Source organism: Alphaproteobacteria bacterium (assembly GCA_023898725.1).
In the GTDB taxonomy this organism is placed as follows: domain Bacteria; phylum Pseudomonadota; class Alphaproteobacteria; order JAUHZC01; family JAUHZC01.
Window position 1 is genome coordinate 295912 of the sequence record CP060236.1, and the last position, 20898, is coordinate 316809.

The 20898-nt window shown below is 45.5% G+C and carries 14 protein-coding genes and 1 tRNA gene; 3 read left to right on the forward strand and 12 right to left on the reverse strand.

Features of this window, described 5'->3' with window-relative positions; genetic code table 11:
* Positions 1–97 precede the first annotated feature (97 nt).
* The 5 genes from H6849_01350 to H6849_01370 all read right to left on the reverse strand — a co-directional run bounded on the left by H6849_01350 (position 98) and on the right by H6849_01370 (position 5634).
* Positions 98–2269 carry a HAMP domain-containing protein gene (locus H6849_01350; protein USO01678.1) on the reverse strand — a complete coding sequence of 724 codons (2172 nt, stop codon included), beginning with the start codon at positions 2267–2269 and terminating at the stop codon, positions 98–100.
* 62 nt (positions 2270–2331) lie between these two features.
* Positions 2332–2595, reverse strand: coding sequence for a hypothetical protein (locus H6849_01355; protein ID USO01679.1), 264 nt, complete (start codon positions 2593–2595; stop codon positions 2332–2334).
* Positions 2596–2631: 36 nt separating this feature from the next.
* Positions 2632–3639, reverse strand: coding sequence for a tRNA dihydrouridine synthase DusB (gene dusB / locus H6849_01360; GenBank protein USO01680.1), 1008 nt, complete (start codon positions 3637–3639; stop codon positions 2632–2634).
* Between the two features lie 6 nt (positions 3640–3645).
* Complete coding sequence (locus tag H6849_01365; protein ID USO01681.1) at positions 3646–4293, reverse strand: thymidine kinase; 648 nt, start codon at positions 4291–4293, stop codon at positions 3646–3648.
* Between the two features lie 21 nt (positions 4294–4314).
* Entirely contained in the window at positions 4315–5634 is a 1320-nt protein-coding gene (locus H6849_01370) for an MFS transporter (GenBank protein ID USO01682.1), read from the reverse strand.
* Between the two features lie 241 nt (positions 5635–5875).
* Between H6849_01370 and H6849_01375 the strand changes: the two genes are divergently transcribed.
* The gene (locus tag H6849_01375; GenBank protein ID USO01683.1) at positions 5876–7222 is read left to right on the forward strand and encodes an exodeoxyribonuclease VII large subunit; all 1347 of its coding nucleotides are present in this window, start codon (positions 5876–5878) and stop codon (positions 7220–7222) included.
* Between the two features lie 33 nt (positions 7223–7255).
* Here the strand turns inward: H6849_01375 and H6849_01380 are convergent, their stop codons facing one another.
* On the reverse strand, positions 7256–7588 hold the full coding sequence (locus H6849_01380) for an FKBP-type peptidyl-prolyl cis-trans isomerase (GenBank protein ID USO01896.1): 333 nt from the start codon (positions 7586–7588) through the stop codon (positions 7256–7258).
* A gap of 273 nt (positions 7589–7861) precedes the next feature.
* Positions 7862–7938 (reverse strand) — tRNA-Arg (locus H6849_01385).
* A gap of 88 nt (positions 7939–8026) precedes the next feature.
* Between H6849_01385 and tssI the strand changes: the two genes are divergently transcribed.
* Both tssI and H6849_01395 read left to right on the forward strand, forming a co-directional pair.
* On the forward strand, positions 8027–10414 hold the full coding sequence (gene tssI / locus H6849_01390) for a type VI secretion system tip protein VgrG (protein ID USO01684.1): 2388 nt from the start codon (positions 8027–8029) through the stop codon (positions 10412–10414).
* A 12-nt stretch (positions 10415–10426) separates the two neighbouring features.
* Complete coding sequence (locus H6849_01395; protein USO01685.1) at positions 10427–11230, forward strand: toxin-antitoxin system YwqK family antitoxin; 804 nt, start codon at positions 10427–10429, stop codon at positions 11228–11230.
* 139 nt (positions 11231–11369) lie between these two features.
* Here the strand turns inward: H6849_01395 and H6849_01400 are convergent, their stop codons facing one another.
* The 5 genes from H6849_01400 to rho form a co-directional block, all read right to left on the reverse strand.
* The gene (locus H6849_01400; protein USO01686.1) at positions 11370–12716 is read right to left on the reverse strand and encodes a PD-(D/E)XK nuclease family transposase; all 1347 of its coding nucleotides are present in this window, start codon (positions 12714–12716) and stop codon (positions 11370–11372) included.
* Positions 12717–13273: 557 nt separating this feature from the next.
* Positions 13274–14500: an Rpn family recombination-promoting nuclease/putative transposase gene (locus H6849_01405; GenBank protein USO01687.1), complete on the reverse strand. Its 1227-nt coding sequence runs from the start codon at positions 14498–14500 to the stop codon at positions 13274–13276.
* Positions 14501–15057: 557 nt separating this feature from the next.
* The gene (locus H6849_01410; protein ID USO01688.1) at positions 15058–16404 is read right to left on the reverse strand and encodes a PD-(D/E)XK nuclease family transposase; all 1347 of its coding nucleotides are present in this window, start codon (positions 16402–16404) and stop codon (positions 15058–15060) included.
* A gap of 389 nt (positions 16405–16793) precedes the next feature.
* Positions 16794–19436 carry an aconitate hydratase AcnA gene (gene acnA / locus H6849_01415; protein ID USO01689.1) on the reverse strand — a complete coding sequence of 881 codons (2643 nt, stop codon included), beginning with the start codon at positions 19434–19436 and terminating at the stop codon, positions 16794–16796.
* A 47-nt stretch (positions 19437–19483) separates the two neighbouring features.
* A complete protein-coding gene (gene rho / locus H6849_01420; protein USO01897.1) occupies positions 19484–20743 on the reverse strand; it encodes a transcription termination factor Rho in 1260 nt (419 codons plus the stop codon).
* Positions 20744–20898: the final 155 nt, after the last annotated feature.

Genomic DNA, 20898 nt, shown 5'->3' on the forward strand with positions numbered 1-20898 from the left:
AAAAAGGTGATCTTTTTGTGTCTCACCATAACCAAAAAGAGATCTCCATCAGCATAGTTATCATAATCAGGAGCTCAATTGGAAAAACCTAAAGCTCCTAAACCTCTGTCGTAGTTCTGAACATATGCTTAGGGATCGTTATGCGCACACAAGCTCCTCCCAAAAGAGCACTAGGCAGCAACGTCAGTTTCCCTTCGTGATCAACAACAATCTTATGCACAATAGCCAAACCTAGACCTGTTCCTTTCTCTTTATGTGTTACATAAGGATCAAGCAAACGTTCGATAGGACCAACGGGGAACCCCCGACCATTATCGTGGACCTCAATGGTCAGACCATCATGAGAAACACAGGCGCGTAAAAGTATGTTTCCGTTATGAGGCGAATTCTCTGTCACAGATTCTTGCGCATTTTTGATAAGATTTCTCAAAACTTGAGAGATTTGATCAGGATCACACTGCCAGAGACCTGTAATATGTGCGGCTGTTTTTTCAGAAATTACAGTTCCCGCTTCATTAACAGTTTCAAAAGAAAGGGTGCTATTTGCATGCACATCCTCTGTATTGAAGAGCACAATGTCTTTCAAAAGCGCTATCGTTTGTACGAGCTGATATTGGGGTTGGGGCATTTTTGCATAGGATGAAAACTCACTCACTAAGCGACCAATGTGATCGACCTGTCGCACAATTGTGTTGATACAACGATCGAAAATTTCTTTTTCATCTGGATCTTGGGGAGGATAGCGGCGCTTGATTCGTTCCGCAGAAAGCTGGATGGGCGTGAGTGGATTTTTAATCTCATGGGCAATACGGCGAGCTACATCTGACCATGCTTCTTGTTTCTGGGCATGGACAAGAAGTGTAATGTCATCAAGCGTCATCACAAGATCGTCATGTCCTTTACGGCCTGCAATTTTACTCACACTTACCAAAAGTTGATGAAGCTCACCATTGATAATAGGTGAGATTTGCCGCTGAATATATCCTTGTACACGAGCCTGTTTCAGGAGCACGCTAACATCCGGAATACAGTCATCAAGCTTCACACCTTCGGATTCTTTTTCTCTCATATTCAAAATTTCACGCGCACGAGGATTAATCATTGTCGTGTGATTCTGTGCATCAAGGGTAACAACACCTGTAGAGATACTTTTCAGCACCGCTTGGATCAGCCGTCTGCGCTTATCACTCAAGGCTTGCGAATCAAGTAATTCCTTGCGTTGGCTTTGTAAGCTCGAAAGCATAGCATTAAAGGTATTCGCAAGAAGTTGAATATCTGGTTCTGTAGTGACAACACTAAGACGCGCATTTAGGTCACCAGATCCGGCTCTTTCAGCCCCTTGAATCACAGCACTAATGGGACCTACAATCTGTCCTGCGAATCCAAGACCAACCCATACAGAAAGAAGCAATACAGCAACCGTTAGCGTGCCAAATATAATAGTAAATGTAATTTGGATTTGCCCCACACGGTTTTGAAAATTAGAGTATTCGCTTTTTGCATCATGGACTTCTTGAATGCGTGAAAGAATGGTGCTGTCAACGTATCGTCCCACAAGCAAATAGAAGTTGTCATCAGGGTGAATGCGAACCATTGCACGAACACGATCCGTTCGATCTTTGGTAAAGAGCACAACCTCATCCTTTGCTTTGTGAATATCCTCTTTTGTAACCCAAAATAAATCCAGAGATAGAGTCAGATAGGATCGCGCCAACACCACAGATTCTGGGTTAAAAATAATTGCTTCGTTCAAGGACCGCAGGGATGCTTGGGCATTCAAAACATTCTGTAAAACTTCCGGGTTCTTACGCAAATTTTCCCAGTCAGCAGCCAAATCAAGCGCAAGGGCCTCCGCACTATAGCGGATCACATTTTTATGTTCTTCAAAATATCCTTCTGCAACGGCTGTTGATTGACTTAAAGCCGTGCTCACACGATTGCTGAACCATGTTTGAATACTCTCATTAAACACAAACCACAGCATGGCAGCAACAACAATAGGAGGTGTCACCGAAATGATACCCATAATGAAAACAATCCTGCTATGTAAGCGCGATCCAGCGAGATTTTTTCGACGCTTCATAAACAACAGCACCAGCTGACGCACTAAAATTGTAAAAACAATGGAAAAAACAGCAATGTCAGCGTACAAGACGAGGTTAAAAAGCCGACTCCGTTTATCAAGAACATCTGATTGCAAAAAGACGACAAAGGTCATAACAAAAAGAAGAACCGCAACGATTGAGATCGCCACATGGAAAAAACGCATAAACCGAGGAGCGCTCACCTTGTATAACAAACGCTCAACATCTATATGCTTAAGGTATGCGCTCATCCTTTGCCAGAAATAAGATTATGTTCGCGTAATTTACGCGCCAGCGTGTTGCGGCTAATCCCCAAAACTTTTGCTGCCTGGAGTTGATTGTCCAATGTATAGCGCATCACCTGACGCACCAGTGTTTTTTCCACCTCACTCATAATGAGTCTATACACATTCTGTGGCAGCGCTGCTTTTTCATGCGCCTGAAGATAGTTAGCAACAACCTCGTCCACGAGCTCATGAAGGTTTTTTGTCGATACCTGTGAACTTTTCACGTGTCTTTCTCCATGCAAATCTTTAGCAAATTACCCCTAGCCAACTTTTTCATACGGACTCTCTACGCCCGCATCACGAAAAAATGCACATAAAAGAGGCGTAATCATAGCCGGATTTTCTTCACTATTAATCCTTCCTCGAAATTCTGCCGAATTTTGCAACCCCTTACAATACCAACCAATGTGCTTGCGCGCAATAAGCATCCCCTGGTATGAACCATAGTGGCTATAAATTTCATTGATATGAATCAAGATTTCAGCAAGTTGATCCGCAAGGCTTGGCGGATCTAAGCGCATACCCGTACGACCATAGTGCAGCACATGATGAAGCAACCAGGGCTTTCCATAACACCCCCTACCAATCATGATGCCATCGGCACCTGATTCGGCAAAAAGACAGTCCACATCCTCATAGGTACGCACATCACCGTTTCCAATAACAGGAATCGAAACCGCTTCCTTGACACGCCTTATAAACCCCCAGTCTGCACGACCATTATAAAGCTGAGTACGTGTGCGACCATGAACTGTTATAAGTTTTACGCCCACATCTTGGGCGATTTTTGCAAGTTCTGGCGCATTGCGATTTTGATCATTCCATCCTGTGCGCATCTTTAACGTCACAGGAATTTTAACAGCCCTTACCGTAGCCTCAATAATGCGTCGCGCATGCTCAAGATCCTTCATCAACGCAGAACCTGCCATGCCATTAACGACTTTTTTGACCGGACAACCCATATTAATATCAATAATAGTCGCACCCATTTCTTCGTTCAACCGGGCTGCTTCTGCCATGATGTCAGGGTCACAGCCAGCCAATTGCACTGCCGCAGGCTGTTCGTCAAAGCCAGCCTGGGCTTTTTGCATGCTCGCCCGTGTATGAAGAATCATCGCATGACTGGCGATCATTTCAGAAACAACAAGGCTAGCACCCCATTTTTTCACCCGCCGACGAAAGGGCTGATCGGTAACTCCCGACATAGGCGCTAAAATTACATTCCCTTGGAGTTTTATATCTCCGATCGTGAGGTCTTTATACCACATCGTCCGTTATATCGCCGGCCGATACATATCATGCAAAGAATCGCTTCGATCACGATTAGCAGAGTTTTGCGCTTTTTCAATGTTCTCTTTGTAGTGCCGACGGCACATAGCAACATACGTCTCATTACCACCAACCATAATTTGTTGGCCTTCATGAATGGCGTTGCCTTGGGTATCGGTGCGCATATTCATGTTTGCCCTTTTTCCACAGTGGCAAATGGTCTTAAGTTCCTGCATTTCATCTGACCAAGCTAACAAATACTTACTTCCTTCAAAAGGTTCCATCTGAAAGTCTGAGCGTAACCCATAGGTCAAAACAGGAATAGAGAGCTTGTCAACAATTTCGGTTAGCTGGTAAACCTGCACCTTCGATAAAAACTGCGCTTCATCAATAAACACGGCTGCCAGACTGTGCTGAGGACCCTCCACTTCCCGGGAAACATAAGCCAGAAAATCAAAATCAGCAGTAAACGTATGTGCCGGAGAATGGATTCCAATACGGGATCCGATAATTCCTTTTCCCATGCGAGCATCAAAGTCCGGCAAGAACAAGAGCACCTCCATGCCTCGTTCGCGGTAGTTATAAGCGGCCTGCAAGAGCAGAGTGCTCTTGCCAGCATTCATCGCAGAATAATAGTAAAGTAGTTTAGCCACCGTACGAACTCCCTTTCGTGTCTATGCCGTTTTACGGACTTTCGTGCATGTCACCTGCACTGGGACAGCTTTATTGTCAATATAGACATTCCAAATAATAAGCGTGACAAGGGCTACACCTGCGACGATAGCACCCACCAGAAATGGGAGTTGAATTTTGTCATCGGAAATATAGCCCGCACAATATCCGGCAGCAACAGCTGCCATTCCGCTTGTAAGATTAAAGATACCCAAAGCAGTGCCCGTTACCTTGGGAGGGACCTCTTCCGATATAATTGCAGAGAAAAGAATTTGTGACGTGCCGCGCTGCGCACCCCAAAAAATAATGCCCAAATACGCCGAATTAATTACAAAGGGGCCAACCATCATATCCGCTCCCGCATAAAAGCAGAGGTGCGATAGAATGAGCGTCACAAATGAAAAATATAAAATTTTTGCCCGAGGCATACGATCGGACAAGTCTCCGATTGGGAAGCAACAGACGGACGATACGATATTAAAAATACCGATAACCATCGCGCAAATCCAAATAGGCGCCCCTAATGTTTGCATCCGCAAAACTAAAAGTCCATCAGCAAATCGCGCAAGCATAAACAAGCTTGCAATGACAAGAAACATCCAATAACGAGAACTCAAAAGACGCACATCAGCAAACCGCAGCTTCTGGTCATCATCTTTTCGGACACCCTTCCGGCTTCCTAAGGAAGCAGAAGGAACTCCAACTGCCGCACTTTCACGTACGGTATAGGTGATCATATAAACGGCAACCAGACACGGCACAAAACCTATCCAAAGGAGTAACTTGTAGTCAACCGTATATCCCATTTTTCCAGCAACAAAAATCATTCCACCAATAAGGAAAGAACCTGCTGCACACCCGATCGTCTTGAGGGTCATCATAACCCCAAAACTGGCTCCACGATTTTCTGGGGTGGACTCATCCGCTACAAAAGCATCACGAGGGGTCGCTGTCAGGCCATTACTTATCCGCTCTGTGAGCTTTGATACTGTGATCCATAAAGGAGAGCCAGCAAGAATAAAAAGTGGCTTTGAAAGAGCCGCCAAGATAAACCCAAGAATCAACGGTGGTTTGCGTTTGCGGAAGTAATCCCCGAAAACACCTGACATGAGCTTGCTTAGCTGAGAAAGTCCTTCGGAAAGCCCCTCTATCACGCCAATGGAAATCAAAGAAAACCCAAGAACTTCCTTCATATACATGGGAGATACACTGAATGTCATTGTTGTTGAAACAGCGGCTAACATTACCGCAATGCTCAGTTTCCAAATCTCAGGGGAGACTGCTTTTTTTTCTTTTTTAGAGAGAAGTGTTTCGGAGTTCATTGATTTACCATGACAATCACATGTATCTGATACCAAAGTTTCCGAAGATTAACAAACAGATTTTGTAAAAAAATGCCATTGTATAGCTTGATTATGGGGATTATAATAAAATTTCTTACTTTTTTATTGGATTACTTCAATGAATCCTTGAAAATAACAAACAAAAATCCATTGCATAAAAGGACACATTGAGGGACTATCTTTGTAGCTTCTCAGAAAATCTTGGGTTTCCTTGCCGCACATGCTCTTAGAACAATCCACCGATACTTATATGGGTGTCAGCGATTTTTCCCAAAAAATCCGCACAACACTTGAGGGAGCATTCACCCTTGTGCGTGTACGAGGAGAAATATCAGGAGCAACACATCATAGCTCTGGACACTTATACTTCACACTAAAGGATGCGCACGCTGCGCTTGATGTTGTTGCTTGGCGCAACGTTGTGGGAACATTTCCTGTTAAAGCCCAAGATGGATTAGATGTAATCATAACAGGCCGCGTCACCACTTTTGCGGGGCGCTCCAAATATCAACTAAGTGCCTTGTCTCTTGAGGTCTCAGGAACCGGAGCACTTCTTAAGCTTCTTGAGGAACGCAAAAACGCTCTTTCTCAAGAAGGAATTTTTGACAGAAATCGCAAAAAAGCAATTCCCTACCTCCCACAAACAATTGGTGTTATTTCATCGCCAACAGGAGCTGTTATTCGAGACATTATTCACCGTATTGATGACCGTTTTCCCAGACGTATTATTCTGTGGCCAACAGCTGTTCAAGGCGAGAAAGCAGCTGGTGAAATCATCAATGCCATCAAAGGGTTTAACGCTCTTTCCTACAAAGATCCGAACCGACCTGATGTTCTCATTCTGGCGCGCGGCGGGGGAAGCATTGAAGATCTTTGGTCATTTAATGATGAAAGTCTTGTGCGATGCGTAGGTGCATCAACAATCCCCATTATTACAGCTATTGGACACGAAACAGATACAACACTTGTAGACTACGCAAGTGACCACCGCGCGCCAACACCAACAGCCGCGGCTGAAATGGCTGTTCCTGTGAAGTTTGAGCTGCAACATACCGTTGCAAAAATGGGGGCACACCTCACGCGAACACTTCACCAAATTATCGGGCAAATCAGCCAACGGATCTCCCATGCATCAAAGCAACTCACTTGGCAAACCCAAAGCTTGTTGCGCCATCAGCAGCGGCTTGATGACAGAGGAATGCGCCTTCGACACCCCCAACACATTCTGCGCGCACAAACGGAGGCTATTCATATGATCTGGACCCGCCTTGTCAGGGGGGTTAACGCGCGATTGGCACACACACACCTCAGTCTTGAAAAGAATGCGCAAGTTCTGGGAAGTTATGCTTATGAAAGAACCCTTAGCCGAGGATTTGCCGTCATTCGTGATCATGACAATAACCCCATCACGACAAGCAAAAATGTTGTGCGCGCGGAACATTTAGTCATCGAAATGCACGACGGTCGCACCTGCGTGCGTTCGAAGAGCGCCGCACACCGCCCGGAGTCAAAGCCATTAAAAAAGCCCCGGAAAACACCAAAGTTCACACCGGGGCTCTTTGACTAAATTTGCAAGAGACACACCTCACATCAGCAACGGCTATCTACCAATAGCCATCAGCTCCATATCAAACACAAGTGTAGCATTCTCTGGAATAGCCCCAGGAATACCCGCTTCGCCATAAGCAAGTGTGCTCGGAATAGTTACTTTCGCGCGCTCTCCAACTTTCATCCCGAGAATAGTTTTATCCCAGCCAGAAATTACTTGACCCACTCCTGCGGTAAACTTCAGTGGCTCACCACGGTCCCGAGAACTATCAAACTTTGTACCATCCTCAAACGTACCGACATAATGGACATGGACACGATCACCCTTTTGAGGAATATCACCGGCACCCTCAGTGATTATTTCCTTGTGAATATCTTCAGACATCTGTTTTTTTCCTTTCGTTATAGGGGGTCGCGCGCGTTGTACAGAGTGAGAATTGGCAACCAGCCCAAGTCCTACAAAAAAACACACGCCAATCATAATCATGAAACGCACAAAACTCATAGAGAAACTCCTTAAAATTAGCGAAACACAATGGTGCCTTAGAGCTATTCGATAATGGGGGATTTTTCAAGTGTTTTTCGCACACTTGGGAATCATGCGATTTCTCTCTTCATGCTGATTCCGTGATCGCGGTGATACTAGTGACTATGAACCTGGTGCGCCCGAGGGGATTTGAACCTCTGACCTCAACCTTCGGAGGGTTGCGCTCTATCCAGCTGAGCTACGGGCGCGTTCATATACTCTATATAGACAATCCTTGCTTGCTCGACAAGACCTTATGCTTTGGTTATGATAGGGGAGCTATCTTAGGGGGCAATCATGGCAACAGTAGGTGTAAAAACCCAAAACAATGTCACCCTCAACCTTGAGGAAAAATTTGCAAAAAAGGGATATGCCCTTCAGCGACTCACCTGTACCGAAGGGCTGAGCACCCTTTTTGAAGTACACCTTGATCTTATAGCCGATCAAGAGGCACTCTCATTTAAAGAGGTAATCGGCAAACCCCTGCAAGCAACCTGTGAGTACGGTAGTGAGAAGCATTATTTTCAGGGTGTTGTTGGTCACGTTTCTCAACGTGATACAGCCTTTGACACACACCTCACACATTACCGCCTTACCCTATATCCAAGTCTCTGGTTGCTCAAGTTCACCAAAAAATACCGAATATTTCAGAAAAAAAGTACAAAAGAAATTATCGCAGAAATCATTAAGGAACACGATATTAGCGCTTTTAAGAACGAGACAAAGACACGCGGAAAAGATAAGCGTGAATATTGTGTTCAATATAATGAAAGTGATTATGACTTTATTCAAAGACTCATGGAAGAAGAGGGTATCGCGTATCACTTTAAACAAGAAAAATCCGGACACACCCTGGTTCTCACCGACAGCAACGCAACATTTAAACCTTTCCGCTCCTCGGATACAATCGAAATTCAGACTGCAACCACAAGTCCTGGGATGCTACATACACTCCTCGGTGTACGGATGGATCATCGTGTAATTCCTACATCATACGCGCTGAAAGATTACAACTTTACAACGCCGACTACTGATCTTGACGCTGAAGCCAAAGATAAATATGCAGGCGGTGAAATGGTTACATACCCTGGACAGTCAGGATACGAAGAAGATCCAACAAAGGCTATCAACAGTTCTTACGCTAATATGCGCCTGGAAGCAGAAGAAGCATCGCAAAACGTCCTCTGCGGGAGCAGTACCTTTCCGGACTTTCACCCGGGAACAACACTTACCTTAAAGAAACACCTGCGTAAGGATTTCAATGGAAAATTTGTCATACGAAAAGTCACTCATGTGATTGATGGCATCATGGATGCACAGGAAAGTAACCGCCACCTCCTTTACAAAAATGATTTCGAAGCCTTTTATGCAGATACCGATTACAGACCACCGTGCACAACACCCAAACCCAGCATCGCGAGCATCCAAACCGCAACTGTTACAGGACCCAAAAACAAAGAGGTGTATACAGATAAATACGGAAGAATAAAGGTACGCTTCCACTGGGATCCGGAAAAAAAAGGAGATGAAAAATCATCGTGCTGGGTACGCACAAGCCAGAATTGGAGCGACAAAGAGTGGGGGTTTGTATTCATTCCACGTATTGGGCAAGAAGTAATCATTACTTTTCTCAATGGTGATCCTGATCGCCCCATCGTCACAGGATCCGTATATAACGGCACTCACCTCCCTCCTTATTTACCTAAAACCCCTACCAAAAGCACAATTCGCACACAAACTGTAGGTACCCCCAAAGGAAAACCCAAGGGTTTTAACGAGCTTCGATTTGAAGATAAGTATGAAAGTGAGGAAATTTTTATTCATGCAGAAAAAGATTGGAATACCGTTGTTAACGAAACACGCACCACACTTATCGAAGAGGGAAGTGATGAAAAAACAATCGATCGGGGTGACCGTGTTATCCATATTAAGGGCGAAGATAAACCTGTTAAAGGAAAGGGGGATGATCTCCTCACCATTGATAAAGGATCTCGCACCGTAAAATTACTGGCAAAAGGCAAGGGTAAGGGAGACTACACCATTGAGATGAAAAAGGGTGACCGGACGTTAACCATCACAAAAGGAGATATGGAGATTACCATCAAAAAGGGTAATCGCACCGTAAAAATGGACAAAGGCAATCACAAGTTCACAATCAAAAGTGGGAATGAAACCATTACGATTGATAAGGGTAATCAAGTCATCGCTATTAAAAACGGTACACGTAGTGTGTTTGTCAAAAAAGATGAGAAGCACACGAATAAGGCTTCATACAAACAAGATGTCACCAAAGATTGGAACATCAAGGTTACAGGGGACGCAACAATTAAAGCCACTGGCGACCTTACACTAAAAAGCACAAAAAACATCACAATCAAAGCGGGGGTTGCCCTCAATATGGAAGCTCCCACAATTGAGATGAAAGCAAAAACAGCCCTAAAAGCCAAATCTGAGGCAATGTTCCAAATGGAAGCTGGCAGCATGATGGAAGTAAAATCGGGAGGCGTCATGAAAGTCAAAGCCGCTGCTGCTTACCAAATGGAAGCCGCCACTGTCTTAGTAAAAACAGACGCTGCTTTTACCGTAAAAGCGGGAGCGGCAGTCGTTCTCAAATCAGACGCCAGCATTGCAGGGCAATCAAGTGGGCCTATAGTCCTTAAAGGAACACCCGTTTTATTAGGTTAGGAAGTATTCTTTATGTCATCCAATATCCCCGAAACTTTATCCCTCCTCACGGAAGAAGGAAACGCAGAGACTCTGGCCACAGATACTGCTCTTGCAAAAATAGAAACACTTTTCAGTGACTCGCCCACTGCCTCTGCACAAACTGCAGATGACTCACCTGAAAAAGAAGACGAGGAAACCGCTGTCACAACACTTAACGGCGCACAAACAATCACCGATGATGCTGGGAAAGTTACCGATACCCATACATATAAAGACGGTATTCTTGAAGGTGAAAGTCGTCTATATGATGATAATGGGGATCTTTCAATCTTGATGACCTTTCACAAGGGAGTGCTTCATGGCCCTTATCGGCGCCTTGATACTGGCATTATTCAAGAAGAGCTTGTGTATTATCAAGGGAAAATTCACGGCCTTGCCAGATTTTATCAAGATGGTTCCCTTTTTTGCGAAATGCCTTATGAAAACGGTTTTTCTACAGGAGAAATGCGTTACTTTAATCCTTTAGGAAAACTTACGCTTGTGAGCAATTTTAAAAATGGTAAAGCACACGGAGTACAAAAAACGTACGATGATGAAGGAAACATACAGTCTGTCACAAGTTATTATGAGGGGCAAAAACAAGGCAAAGCAACAACCTATTACCCATCAGGTGCTATCCTTGAAGAGGGAAGCTATAATCTTGATAAGCGCGAGGGAACACTAATCACATACTACGAGAATGGAAACGTTCAATGTGTGGCACACTATAGTAAGGATAAACTGCTCGAAATCCCAATTAGTTTTGATATCAAAGGAAGAGAGCTAGAGCCATAGCAATAGATTGTGTAGAAATTTGACGATTTTGGTTATCAGGCATATACACAAAGTATCCACTGGAAGGGCATAGTGATTGGACTTTTCACAAGCGAAGAAACGCCGCCGCACGCATTAGGGGTTCTTATAAACAAACAGGCTAAGAGCGCTCGTCCTTATTCTCGTCTATTTCTTCTGTAATGGCTTGGTTTACCCAAGTCTCGTCTTTATCCAAAAGATCAGCAATTTGCGCCACAGTTTTGCCTTTACCATGCCACGTCTGCGCAAGGTTTATGAGAGCCTGTTCTTTGCCTTCATCGCGTTGTTCCTGGGTGTATTGGGAATAGTTATCAAATCGCTCCTCAGTACGTTCATAGGCATCATAGACTTCTTCAGGAAGATTCCTGATTTTTGCCAACTCAAAGGCTTCCCGTACAGCAGGTGTGTGAATGGTGCGCACCACATCCGCTTCAGTCATGCGTGCCGCATGGCGAAAAAAGGTAATCCAATCCTGCTGTTCCTGGTTATCCAAAGCAGGTGGGGCATTCATGATAGAATATTGAAATAGCTCTACTCCCTCAATATACCGCTTCGGAGTGTGCAACTGTTCCTGAAACTTGTAATGACGTAACCACTGATCAGGAGTGTCTTTCCAGTGCACGGTGAGGTTCTTGCCCCCTCCCAGAATATTAATACCAATAACCTTGCGAATATCTTTCCACCTTTCCCCTCGGGCCAGCTGATTCCCGTAAAAGGCAGCCAGGTACGCAAGAGCCCGTTCATCCCAATAATCGTGCGGAATGACCTGCATTTCCACCATCGCAAAACCCCCTGTTTTCAATTTGCAGACGAAATCCATGGTTCCCTCATACCGAGCGCGGGGAAATGCTACGCGCAAATCCTCGAAGTTATGCAGAAGCCTGTGAAGAAATGAAGTGCCTTCGGGGTCTTGGGCGTATCCCTCATCGCCAGGTGATTCCACATGCACGTGGGAAGCCTCCGAAAGACGCTTTACCAACGCATTTGTTTCCTTGCTGTGAATAAAGTCCCGCAGGATTTGAAGCCCTTGAATGGGGTTCATGTGCACATCAAGAAGTTCTGACTCAACAATGGGAAGACCAGGAATGAAGGCATGAAAGAAAGATGGACGTACATTACCGTGGCTCAAGACATATTTGAAGAGAGCATCAAAGGTAGGGATTCCGTAGATTTGCCCCCGCCTCCGTGTTTCCCGACGTGAGGGAGCAGTATCCATTGCCAGTACAGAAGACAGAGAATATCCTCTACGGATGGGAGTACCCCAATCAGAATAGCAAAGCCCTGATCGAAGTCCCCTCAATCGGTGAGCAGGCATTACCCCAGCAACGCGGACGGCGCGGGAAGCCGTCACGCCGGCTAAAGCCCCCAGTTCTTCAGCAACCACACGCCAGCTGGCATCAACGCCAAAACTCAAGGCAAGCATCCCGATAAGGGAAACGCGGAATAATGAACGTAAAATCGGGGTCATGGAAATCTCCTGTATCAACATATATCACGTCTGACATATATATCCCCATTATAGTATCCAGTTGTCAGCATTTTTGCCAATGCTATTTTTGCATATAAGAGACAGTTATGGGACAAACAACCAAAACGTTCTTTCATTACAGCACGTATATTTTCTGGCCCCTGAAAGCACCATCCCCTCCGGGATAGTCCGGAGGAAGGTCGGAGTCAGCCACAAAGAGGACTATTGGTGCTGGCGAAAATTCTTAACAGTATAAATAAAAAGGGAGAAGAACTATTGATGAATCGTTAAGGTTCCTAGCAAGATGTGGAATAATGTGAGTTGCACTAAAATCCCTCACCTCCCCTCTCTCCTTTTGTGGTTTGTGATCGTCTGTATCTTTGTAATGGAAGGTACTTATGTCGGCAACTCCGCTTCATCGAGGCAGGTGGGAAGAAAAGGCACGTCAAAGAGTATCAAGTCTTGGATAATGCCAAAGCCGATTGTTTAACAACAAAAATCCTTCACAAGCGAAGAAACGCCGCCGCACGCATTAGGGGTTCTTATAAACAAACAGGCTAAGAGCGCTCGTCCTTATTCTCGTCTATTTCTTCTGTAATGGCTTGATTTACCCAAGTCTCGTCTTTATCCAAAAGATCAGCAATCTGTGCCACAGTTTTGCCTTTACCATTCCACGTCTGTGCAAGGTTTATGAGAGCCTGTTCTTCTCCGCGTTCTTCTGCCACTTTCACAATGCTTTTGCGATCAAAGTAGGCGATTTCTTCCCGTAGGGCCGCGGCACGCTCATCATCTGTCCAGGTCGCCTTATCAAGAACCTTGTAAGCCTTACGCACGTAAGGACTACCAATCTTTACAGGAAGATGCCGTTTCCCCTTCGCATTTCGAAACAGATACATCCACTGGTCAAGCTCTGTTTCCAGCTCATCTTCCCCCTTGGGAAACTTGGGAATCTCCACAACAACCCACATCATATCGCGAAAGTGCTGCTCGTGGGTTTCCTCATCCAGAATGACATGCCGGCTTAAATACCGCTCAGCATCAGGATGGTGAAATACCTTCGTATTGGCAAGAACAATACAAATCACGGGATTAAGTTCTCTATAGGATGTTCCTTTGGTGAGTTGTTCCGAATAAGCGCGTCCAGTATACGCCTGAAGGCGTTTAAAAAAACCAGGTTTGGAGTGTTGTTTAAAAGCATCCTTTTCCATTTCCACGATGTAGTGTTCTCCGGACTTATCAACGCACAACACATCGAAGGAAAACTGCTTGACCTCGTCGTAGTATGAATCTGCATCGGGATCACGAATATGGAGTTCCACGATTTCATTTTCTCCTTTGCGACTCAGGACATTATTCAGAAAGTTACGCAAGAGGTCTTTATTTTCTTCCCGGCGAAACATGGCTTTGAAGGGGAAGTCATCGGTAGGATCAGCGAAATCATGTTCTTTACCGTCGGGAAGTCCCCACGCCTCTATCCCGTCATCTCTTGATCCTGCTTTTCCTGAAAGTCCTCGTACAGGAACAAACCCAAGAATAGAGACACCCGCCCCCGGCATATCTTCTTTCGGGGGCGTTTCTCGCCAGGCGTCGCGAAGCCCTGATCGAAGTCCCCTCAATCGGTGAGCAGGCATTACCCCAGCAACGCGGACGGCGCGGGAAGCCGTCACGCCGGCTAAAGCCCCCAGTTCTTCAGCAACCACACGCCAGCTGGCATCAACGCCAAAACTCAAGGCAAGCATCCCGATAAGGGAAACGCGGAATAATGAACGTAAAATCGGGGTCATGGAAATCTCCTGTATCAACATATATCACGTCTGACATATATATCCCCATTATAGTATCCAGTTGTCAGCATTTTTGCCAATGCTATTTTTGCATATAAGAGACAGTTATGGGACAAACAACCAAAACGTTCTTTCATTACAGCACATATATTTTCTGGCCCCTGAAAGCACCATCCCCTCCGGGATAGTCCGGAGGAAGGTCGGAGTCAGCCACAAAGAGGACTATTGGTGCTGGCGAAAATTCTTAACAGTATAAATAAAAAGGGAGAAGAACTATTGATGAATCGTTAAGGTTCCTAGCAAGATGTGGAATAATGTGAGTTGCACTAAAATCCCTCACCTCCCCTCTCTCCTTTTGTGGTTTGTGATCGTCTGTATCTTTGTAATGGAAGGTACTTATGTCGGCAACTCCGCTTCATCGAGGCAGGTGGGAAGAAAAGGCACGTCAAAGAGTATCAAGTCTTGGATAATGCCAAAGCCGATTGTTTAACAACAAAAATCCTTCACAAGCGAAGAAACGCCGCCGCACGCATTAGGGGTTCTTATAAACAAACAGGCTAAGAGCGCTCGTCCTTGTTCTCGTCTATTTCTTTTGTAATGGCTTGATTTACCCAAGTCTCGTCTTTATCCAAAAGATCAGCAATCTGTGCCACAGTTTTGCCTTTACCATTCCACGTCTGTGCAAGCTCAATATCCCGTTGTTCTTTGCCTTCATCGCGTTGTTCCTGGGTGTATTGGGAATAGTTATCAAATCGCTCCTCAGTACGTTCATAGGCATCATAGACTTCTTCAGGAAGATTCCTGATTTTTGCCAACTCAAAGGCTTCCCGTACAGCAGGTGTGTGAATGGTGCGCACCACATCCGCTTCAGTCATGCGTGCCGCATGGCGAAAAAAGGTAATCCAATCCTGCTGTTCCTGGTTATCCAAAGCAGGTGGGGCATTCATGATAGAATATTGAAATAGCTCTACTCCCTCAATATACCGCTTCGGAGTGTGCAACTGTTCCTGAAACTTGTAATGACGTAACCACTGATCAGGAGTGTCTTTCCAGTGCACGGTGAGGTTCTTGCCCCCTCCCAGAATATTAATACCAATAACCTTGCGAATATCTTTCCACCTTTCCCCTCGGGCCAGCTGATTCCCGTAAAAGGCAGCCAGGTACGCAAGAGCCCGTTCATCCCAATAATCGTGCGGAATGACCTGCATTTCCACCATCGCAAAACCCCCTGTTTTCAATTTGCAGACGAAATCCATGGTTCCCTCATACCGAGCGCGGGGAAATGCTACGCGCAAATCCTCGAAGTTATGCAGAAGCCTGTGAAGAAATGAAGTGCCTTCGGGGTCTTGGGCGTATCCCTCATCGCCAGGTGATTCCACATGCACGTGGGAAGCCTCCGAAAGACGCTTTACCAACGCATTTGTTTCCTTGCTGTGAATAAAGTCCCGCAGGATTTGAAGCCCTTGAATGGGGTTCATGTGCACATCAAGAAGTTCTGACTCAACAATGGGAAGACCAGGAATGAAGGCATGAAAGAAAGAGGGACGTACATTACCGTGGCTCAAGACATATTTGAAGAGAGCATCAAAGGTAGGGATTCCGTAGATTTGCCCCCGCCTCCGTGTTTCCCGACGTGAGGGAGCAGTATCCATTGCCAGTACAGAAGACAGAGAATATCCTCTACGGATGGGAGTACCCCAATCAGAATAGCGAAGCCCTGATCGAAGTCCCCTCAATCGGTGAGCAGGCATTACCCCAGCAACGCGGACGGCGCGGGAAGCCGTCACGCCGGCTAAAGCCCCCAGTTCTTCAGCAACCACACGCCAGCTAGCATCAACGCCAAAACTCAAGGCAAGCATCCCGATAAGGGAAACGCGGAATAATGAACGCAAAATCGGGGTCATGGAAATCTCCTGTATCAACATATATCACGTCTGACATATATATCCCCATTATAGTATCCAGTTGTCAGCATTTTTGCCAATGCTATTTTTGCATATAAGAGACAGTTATGGGACAAACAACCAAAACGTTCTTTCATTACAGCACGTATATTTTCTGGCCCCTGAAAGCACCATCCCCTCCGGGATAGTCCGGAGGAAGGTCGGAGTCAGCCACAAAGAAGACTATTGGTGCTGGCGAAGGAGGTGCAAGCATAAAGTCAGGACAGAGCCAATTTTGACGATTTCGGTTATCAAGCATATACACAAAGTATCCACCGGAAGGGCATAGTGATTGGACTCTTCTACGAACGAACTTTTTGAGACCATCTGTGCGAAACGTGTCGATGAGGCTAGCGATAAACCACATAAGGCAAAATTCCCCCTTGCGCCAAGTATGCGTACTCCTGATCTGTGTAAACTTCTGCTTGTAAGCGTATTGTTTCTTTCTCTCCTCCTGCACGTGTAAGCGTCGCTGTAATTTCTGGACGGGGTTCACCGTGGGTATTATGATCATTACTCCATGGAATCGTCCATGTTTCATGCCCTGATAACCCCAACGTTTTGCGTGATTGGCCCCCCGTAAATGTCAATGGAAGAATTCCCATCCCCACAAGATTGGACCTGTGAATTCGTTCAAATGTTTCAGCAATTACAGCCCTTACACCCAAAAGCTTTGGCCCCTTGGCTGCCCAATCCCGAGAAGATCCGCTTCCATATTCTTTGCCTGCAACAACAATTGTGGGAATTTTTTGATTTCGGTACTGTTTAGATGCCTCAAAAATATCCATTTCTTTGTCCGTTGAGAAACAGTATGTCCAGCTGCCCCGCTTATGGGGAGTAAGCTCATTTTGCAAGCGAACATTAGCAAACGTACCACGCATCATCACCTCATGATTGCCACGTCGCGCACCATAGGAGTTGAAGTCCGAAACGGGAACTCCCTGTTCCTGAAGATAAGTCGCGGCAGGACTGTCAAAAGCGATGGCTCCGGCAGGGGAAATATGATCGGTTGTGATTGAATCACCCAACATCAGCAAAACAGATGCGTTCACAAGTGTGCGGACGCCCTGCAAAAGCTCTTCCTCAAAATACGGCGGACACCGCACATAGGTACTTTGTGCATCCCAAGCATAAAGATCAGAATGCGTTACTGGAATATTTTTCCATGTGGGTGTGCCTTCAAACACCTGTGCATAGCGTTTTGTAAACATTTCTTTTTTAACAGCTCCGTGAAGTGCCTTCTGAATATCCATAGAAGAAGGCCATATGTCTGCCAAATATACGGGGTTACCTCTGCTGTCGACACCCAAGGGCTCCGTGGTAATATCCACCCGTAGGTTTCCCACCAACGCATAAGCAATGACCAATGGGGGACTGGCAAGATAATTGAGCTTCGTTTGGGGATGAACCCGCCCTTCAAAATTACGGTTACCTGAAAGAATAGCCGCCACACTCAGGTTATTATGATCAATAGCGTGTGCGATTGCTGGACTCAGTGGGCCTGAGTTTCCAATACAGGATGTACACCCATACCCGACCAAATAAAATCCTAGAGCATCCAAATACTTTTGCAAACCTGCCTTTGCCATGTAATCACTCACAACGCCAGAACCAGGAGCAAACGATGTCTTTACCCAGGACTTTACACGCAGACCTTTTGCATGGGCATTGCGGGCCAAAAGCCCCGCCGCCAGCATTGTAGATGGATTGGATGTATTGGTGCAACTTGTAATGGCCGCAAGGACAACATCACCATCCGTCAGTGTATCCACAAAATCTGCATGATTTCTCTGAGGAATTGAGGAGGAATCTTTGGCAAGCGCTGTGTACAAGGAAGCAGGAATATCCCCAAGCGCAACCCTGTCCTGGGGACGATTTGGTCCCGCCAAACAAGTAACAACCGTTCCCAAATCAAGACTTAAGACCTGAGAGTATTGAACATTATCCCTTCTTGAACACCATATACCCTGGTGACGCGCATAGCTCTCGACCAAGGAACAATGGGTTTCTACTCGCCCAGTGATAGTCAGGTAATCGCACGTGCGTTGGTCAATAGGAAAGTAAGCAACGGTCGCACCAAACTCTGGGCACATGTTGGAAACTGTTGCGCGATCTTCCAGTGTGAGGTGTGACAAACCCTCACCAAAAAATTCCACAAATTTACCCACAACACCTGCCTTGCGCAATAACTCCGTGAGAGTAAGAACAAGATCAGTTGCCGTAACACCAGCCCTTAAGGTTCCCCTGAGATCAACGCCGACAACAGGTGGTACTTCCATGGGGATTGGTTGATTCAGCATGGCAGCCTCTGCCTCAATACCACCAACGCCCCACCCCAAAACGCCTAGACCATTAATCATCGTGGTATGACTATCTGTGCCCACGACGGTATCAGGAACAAGCCATGTTAGACCTTCACGATCATATGTGTGAACAACTGTACTAAGATACTCAAGGTTCACCTGGTGACAAATACCTGTTCCCGGGGGAACTACACGAAAGTTTGCAAATGATTGCTGAGCCCATTTCAAAAATGTATAACGCTCATCATTTCGCTGAAATTCATGAGCAACATTGCGGGCAAACGCCTGGGGGTTCCCAAAATCATCTACTGTCACAGAGTGATCAATCACTAAATCAACCGGGACATGAGGATTAATACACCCGGGGTTTCCTCCCCTGCGAGAAACGGCTTCTCTCATGACAGCCAAATCAACCACAGCAGGAACGCCAGTGAAGTCTTGCATCAAGATACGCCCAGGATGAAAAGTGGCCACAAAAGACACCGCAGAAAGATAGGCATTTATGAAATGACTAATATAGTCATCCTGGTCACTTCGGGGGGTGTGGCGTATACCATTTTCTAACAGAATTTTGAGGGTTGTCGGAAATTGACGCACATCAGGATAGTGACGATATACCTTTTGCAAGTCACAAATGTGAAAGGTTTTGCCATCATACCGAAATTCCGAAAAAAAATCAGATCCAGACATGTAACGCCCCCCTCACTTCTTATGCAAAAACACCTTTATGTGCCTGATTATGCATTCATAGACTGAAAAAACATCTCATTGTTTTTGGCTTCTTTTAATTTAGAACGCAAGAATTCCATACCATCTTGAGGGCCCATAGGATCTAAAATACGCCGTAATACCCATGTTTTTGCAAGGTTCTCCTTAGTCAACAAGAGATCCTCGCGACGCGTTCCGGAGCGAGTAATATCAATAGCTGGATAAATACGCTTATCAGAAAGCTTCCGATCAAGAATAATCTCACAGTTACCTGTGCCTTTAAATTCTTCGAAAATAACCTCATCCATACGTGATCCTGTCTCGATCATACCTGTTCCAATAATTGTAAGGGACCCACCACCCTCAATATTACGAGCGGCACCAAACAGTCGCTTCGGGCGCTGCAAAGCATTAGCATCAACACCCCCCGTAAGAACCTTCCCCGATGACGGCAACGTCGCATTATAGGCCCGAGCCAACCGTGTAATTGAGTCCAGCAAAATAACAACATCATGCTTACACTCAACCAAGCGTTTGGCTTTTTCAATTACCATTTCTGCCACCTGCACATGACGTGACGCTGGTTCATCAAACGTTGAGCTGATCACCTCCCCATCTACCGTGCGTGCCATATCCGTCACTTCTTCTGGACGTTCATCAATCAAAAGAACCATTAAGTGAGCATCGGGAAGGTTCTTGGAAATAGCATCAGCAATGTTATGCAACATAATGGTCTTACCACTGCGTGGAGGAGCTGTAATGAGCGCGCGCTGACCTTTGCCAATTGGTGAAATAAGGTCGATGATGCGATTTGCCACACCCTTTTCGGGGTCAATGCCAATAATCTCCAGAGGGATACGTTCATCTGGGTAAAGAGGCGTCAGGTTATCAAAGTTAATACGATGGCGCGTCAACTCTGGATCTTGGAAATTTACCTTGATTGGCTTGACCAAAGAAAAGTACCGCTCGCTTTCTTTAGGGGCTCTTACTTCGCCATAGATTGTGTCTCCTGTACGTAGGGCAAATTTTTTCACCTGTGCCGGCGACACATAAATATCATCCGGTCCCGCCAGATAATTCGAGGTCGACGATCGTAAAAAACCGAATCCATCTTGAAGTGTCTCAATTACACCTGATCCAAAAATAGGAGTACCAGCCTCCGCTAAGCGCTTAAGAATCGCATAAACAATGTCTTGCTTACGAAGGGTACTTGCATTTTCAATACCTATTTCCTCAGCACGACGTAACAGTTCAGCAGGAGACTGAAGCTTTAACTCATGTATGTCCATATTTTTTTCCAGTTTTTGATCGTTGTAGGTGCTCGTACGCAGAAGGATGATAGTTTTTTGCACGAAGAAAGAGATGAACAGGATGTTCGTAGGAGTTCTGTAAAGAACATAGCCTATGTCTAGCGCTGTTTATTTATTTTGACAAGCAAATTTTG

Excerpts from the sequence above, each read along its gene's own strand:
- H6849_01350 (USO01678.1), bottom strand. The coding sequence starts at position 2,269 with ATGCGTTTTTTCCATGTGGCGATCTCAATCGTTGCGGTTCTTCTTTTT.
- dusB (USO01680.1), bottom strand. The coding sequence starts at position 3,639 with ATGTGGTATAAAGACCTCACGATCGGAGATATAAAACTCCAAGGGAAT.
- H6849_01370 (USO01682.1), bottom strand. The coding sequence starts at position 5,634 with ATGAACTCCGAAACACTTCTCTCTAAAAAAGAAAAAAAAGCAGTCTCC.
- H6849_01375 (USO01683.1), top strand. The coding sequence starts at position 5,876 with ATGCTCTTAGAACAATCCACCGATACTTATATGGGTGTCAGCGATTTT.
- H6849_01380 (USO01896.1), bottom strand. The coding sequence starts at position 7,588 with ATGTCTGAAGATATTCACAAGGAAATAATCACTGAGGGTGCCGGTGAT.
- tssI (USO01684.1), top strand. The coding sequence starts at position 8,027 with ATGGCAACAGTAGGTGTAAAAACCCAAAACAATGTCACCCTCAACCTT.
- H6849_01395 (USO01685.1), top strand. The coding sequence starts at position 10,427 with ATGTCATCCAATATCCCCGAAACTTTATCCCTCCTCACGGAAGAAGGA.
- H6849_01400 (USO01686.1), bottom strand. The coding sequence starts at position 12,716 with ATGACCCCGATTTTACGTTCATTATTCCGCGTTTCCCTTATCGGGATG.
- H6849_01405 (USO01687.1), bottom strand. The coding sequence starts at position 14,500 with ATGACCCCGATTTTACGTTCATTATTCCGCGTTTCCCTTATCGGGATG.
- H6849_01410 (USO01688.1), bottom strand. The coding sequence starts at position 16,404 with ATGACCCCGATTTTGCGTTCATTATTCCGCGTTTCCCTTATCGGGATG.
- acnA (USO01689.1), bottom strand. The coding sequence starts at position 19,436 with ATGTCTGGATCTGATTTTTTTTCGGAATTTCGGTATGATGGCAAAACC.
- rho (USO01897.1), bottom strand. The coding sequence starts at position 20,743 with ATGGACATACATGAGTTAAAGCTTCAGTCTCCTGCTGAACTGTTACGT.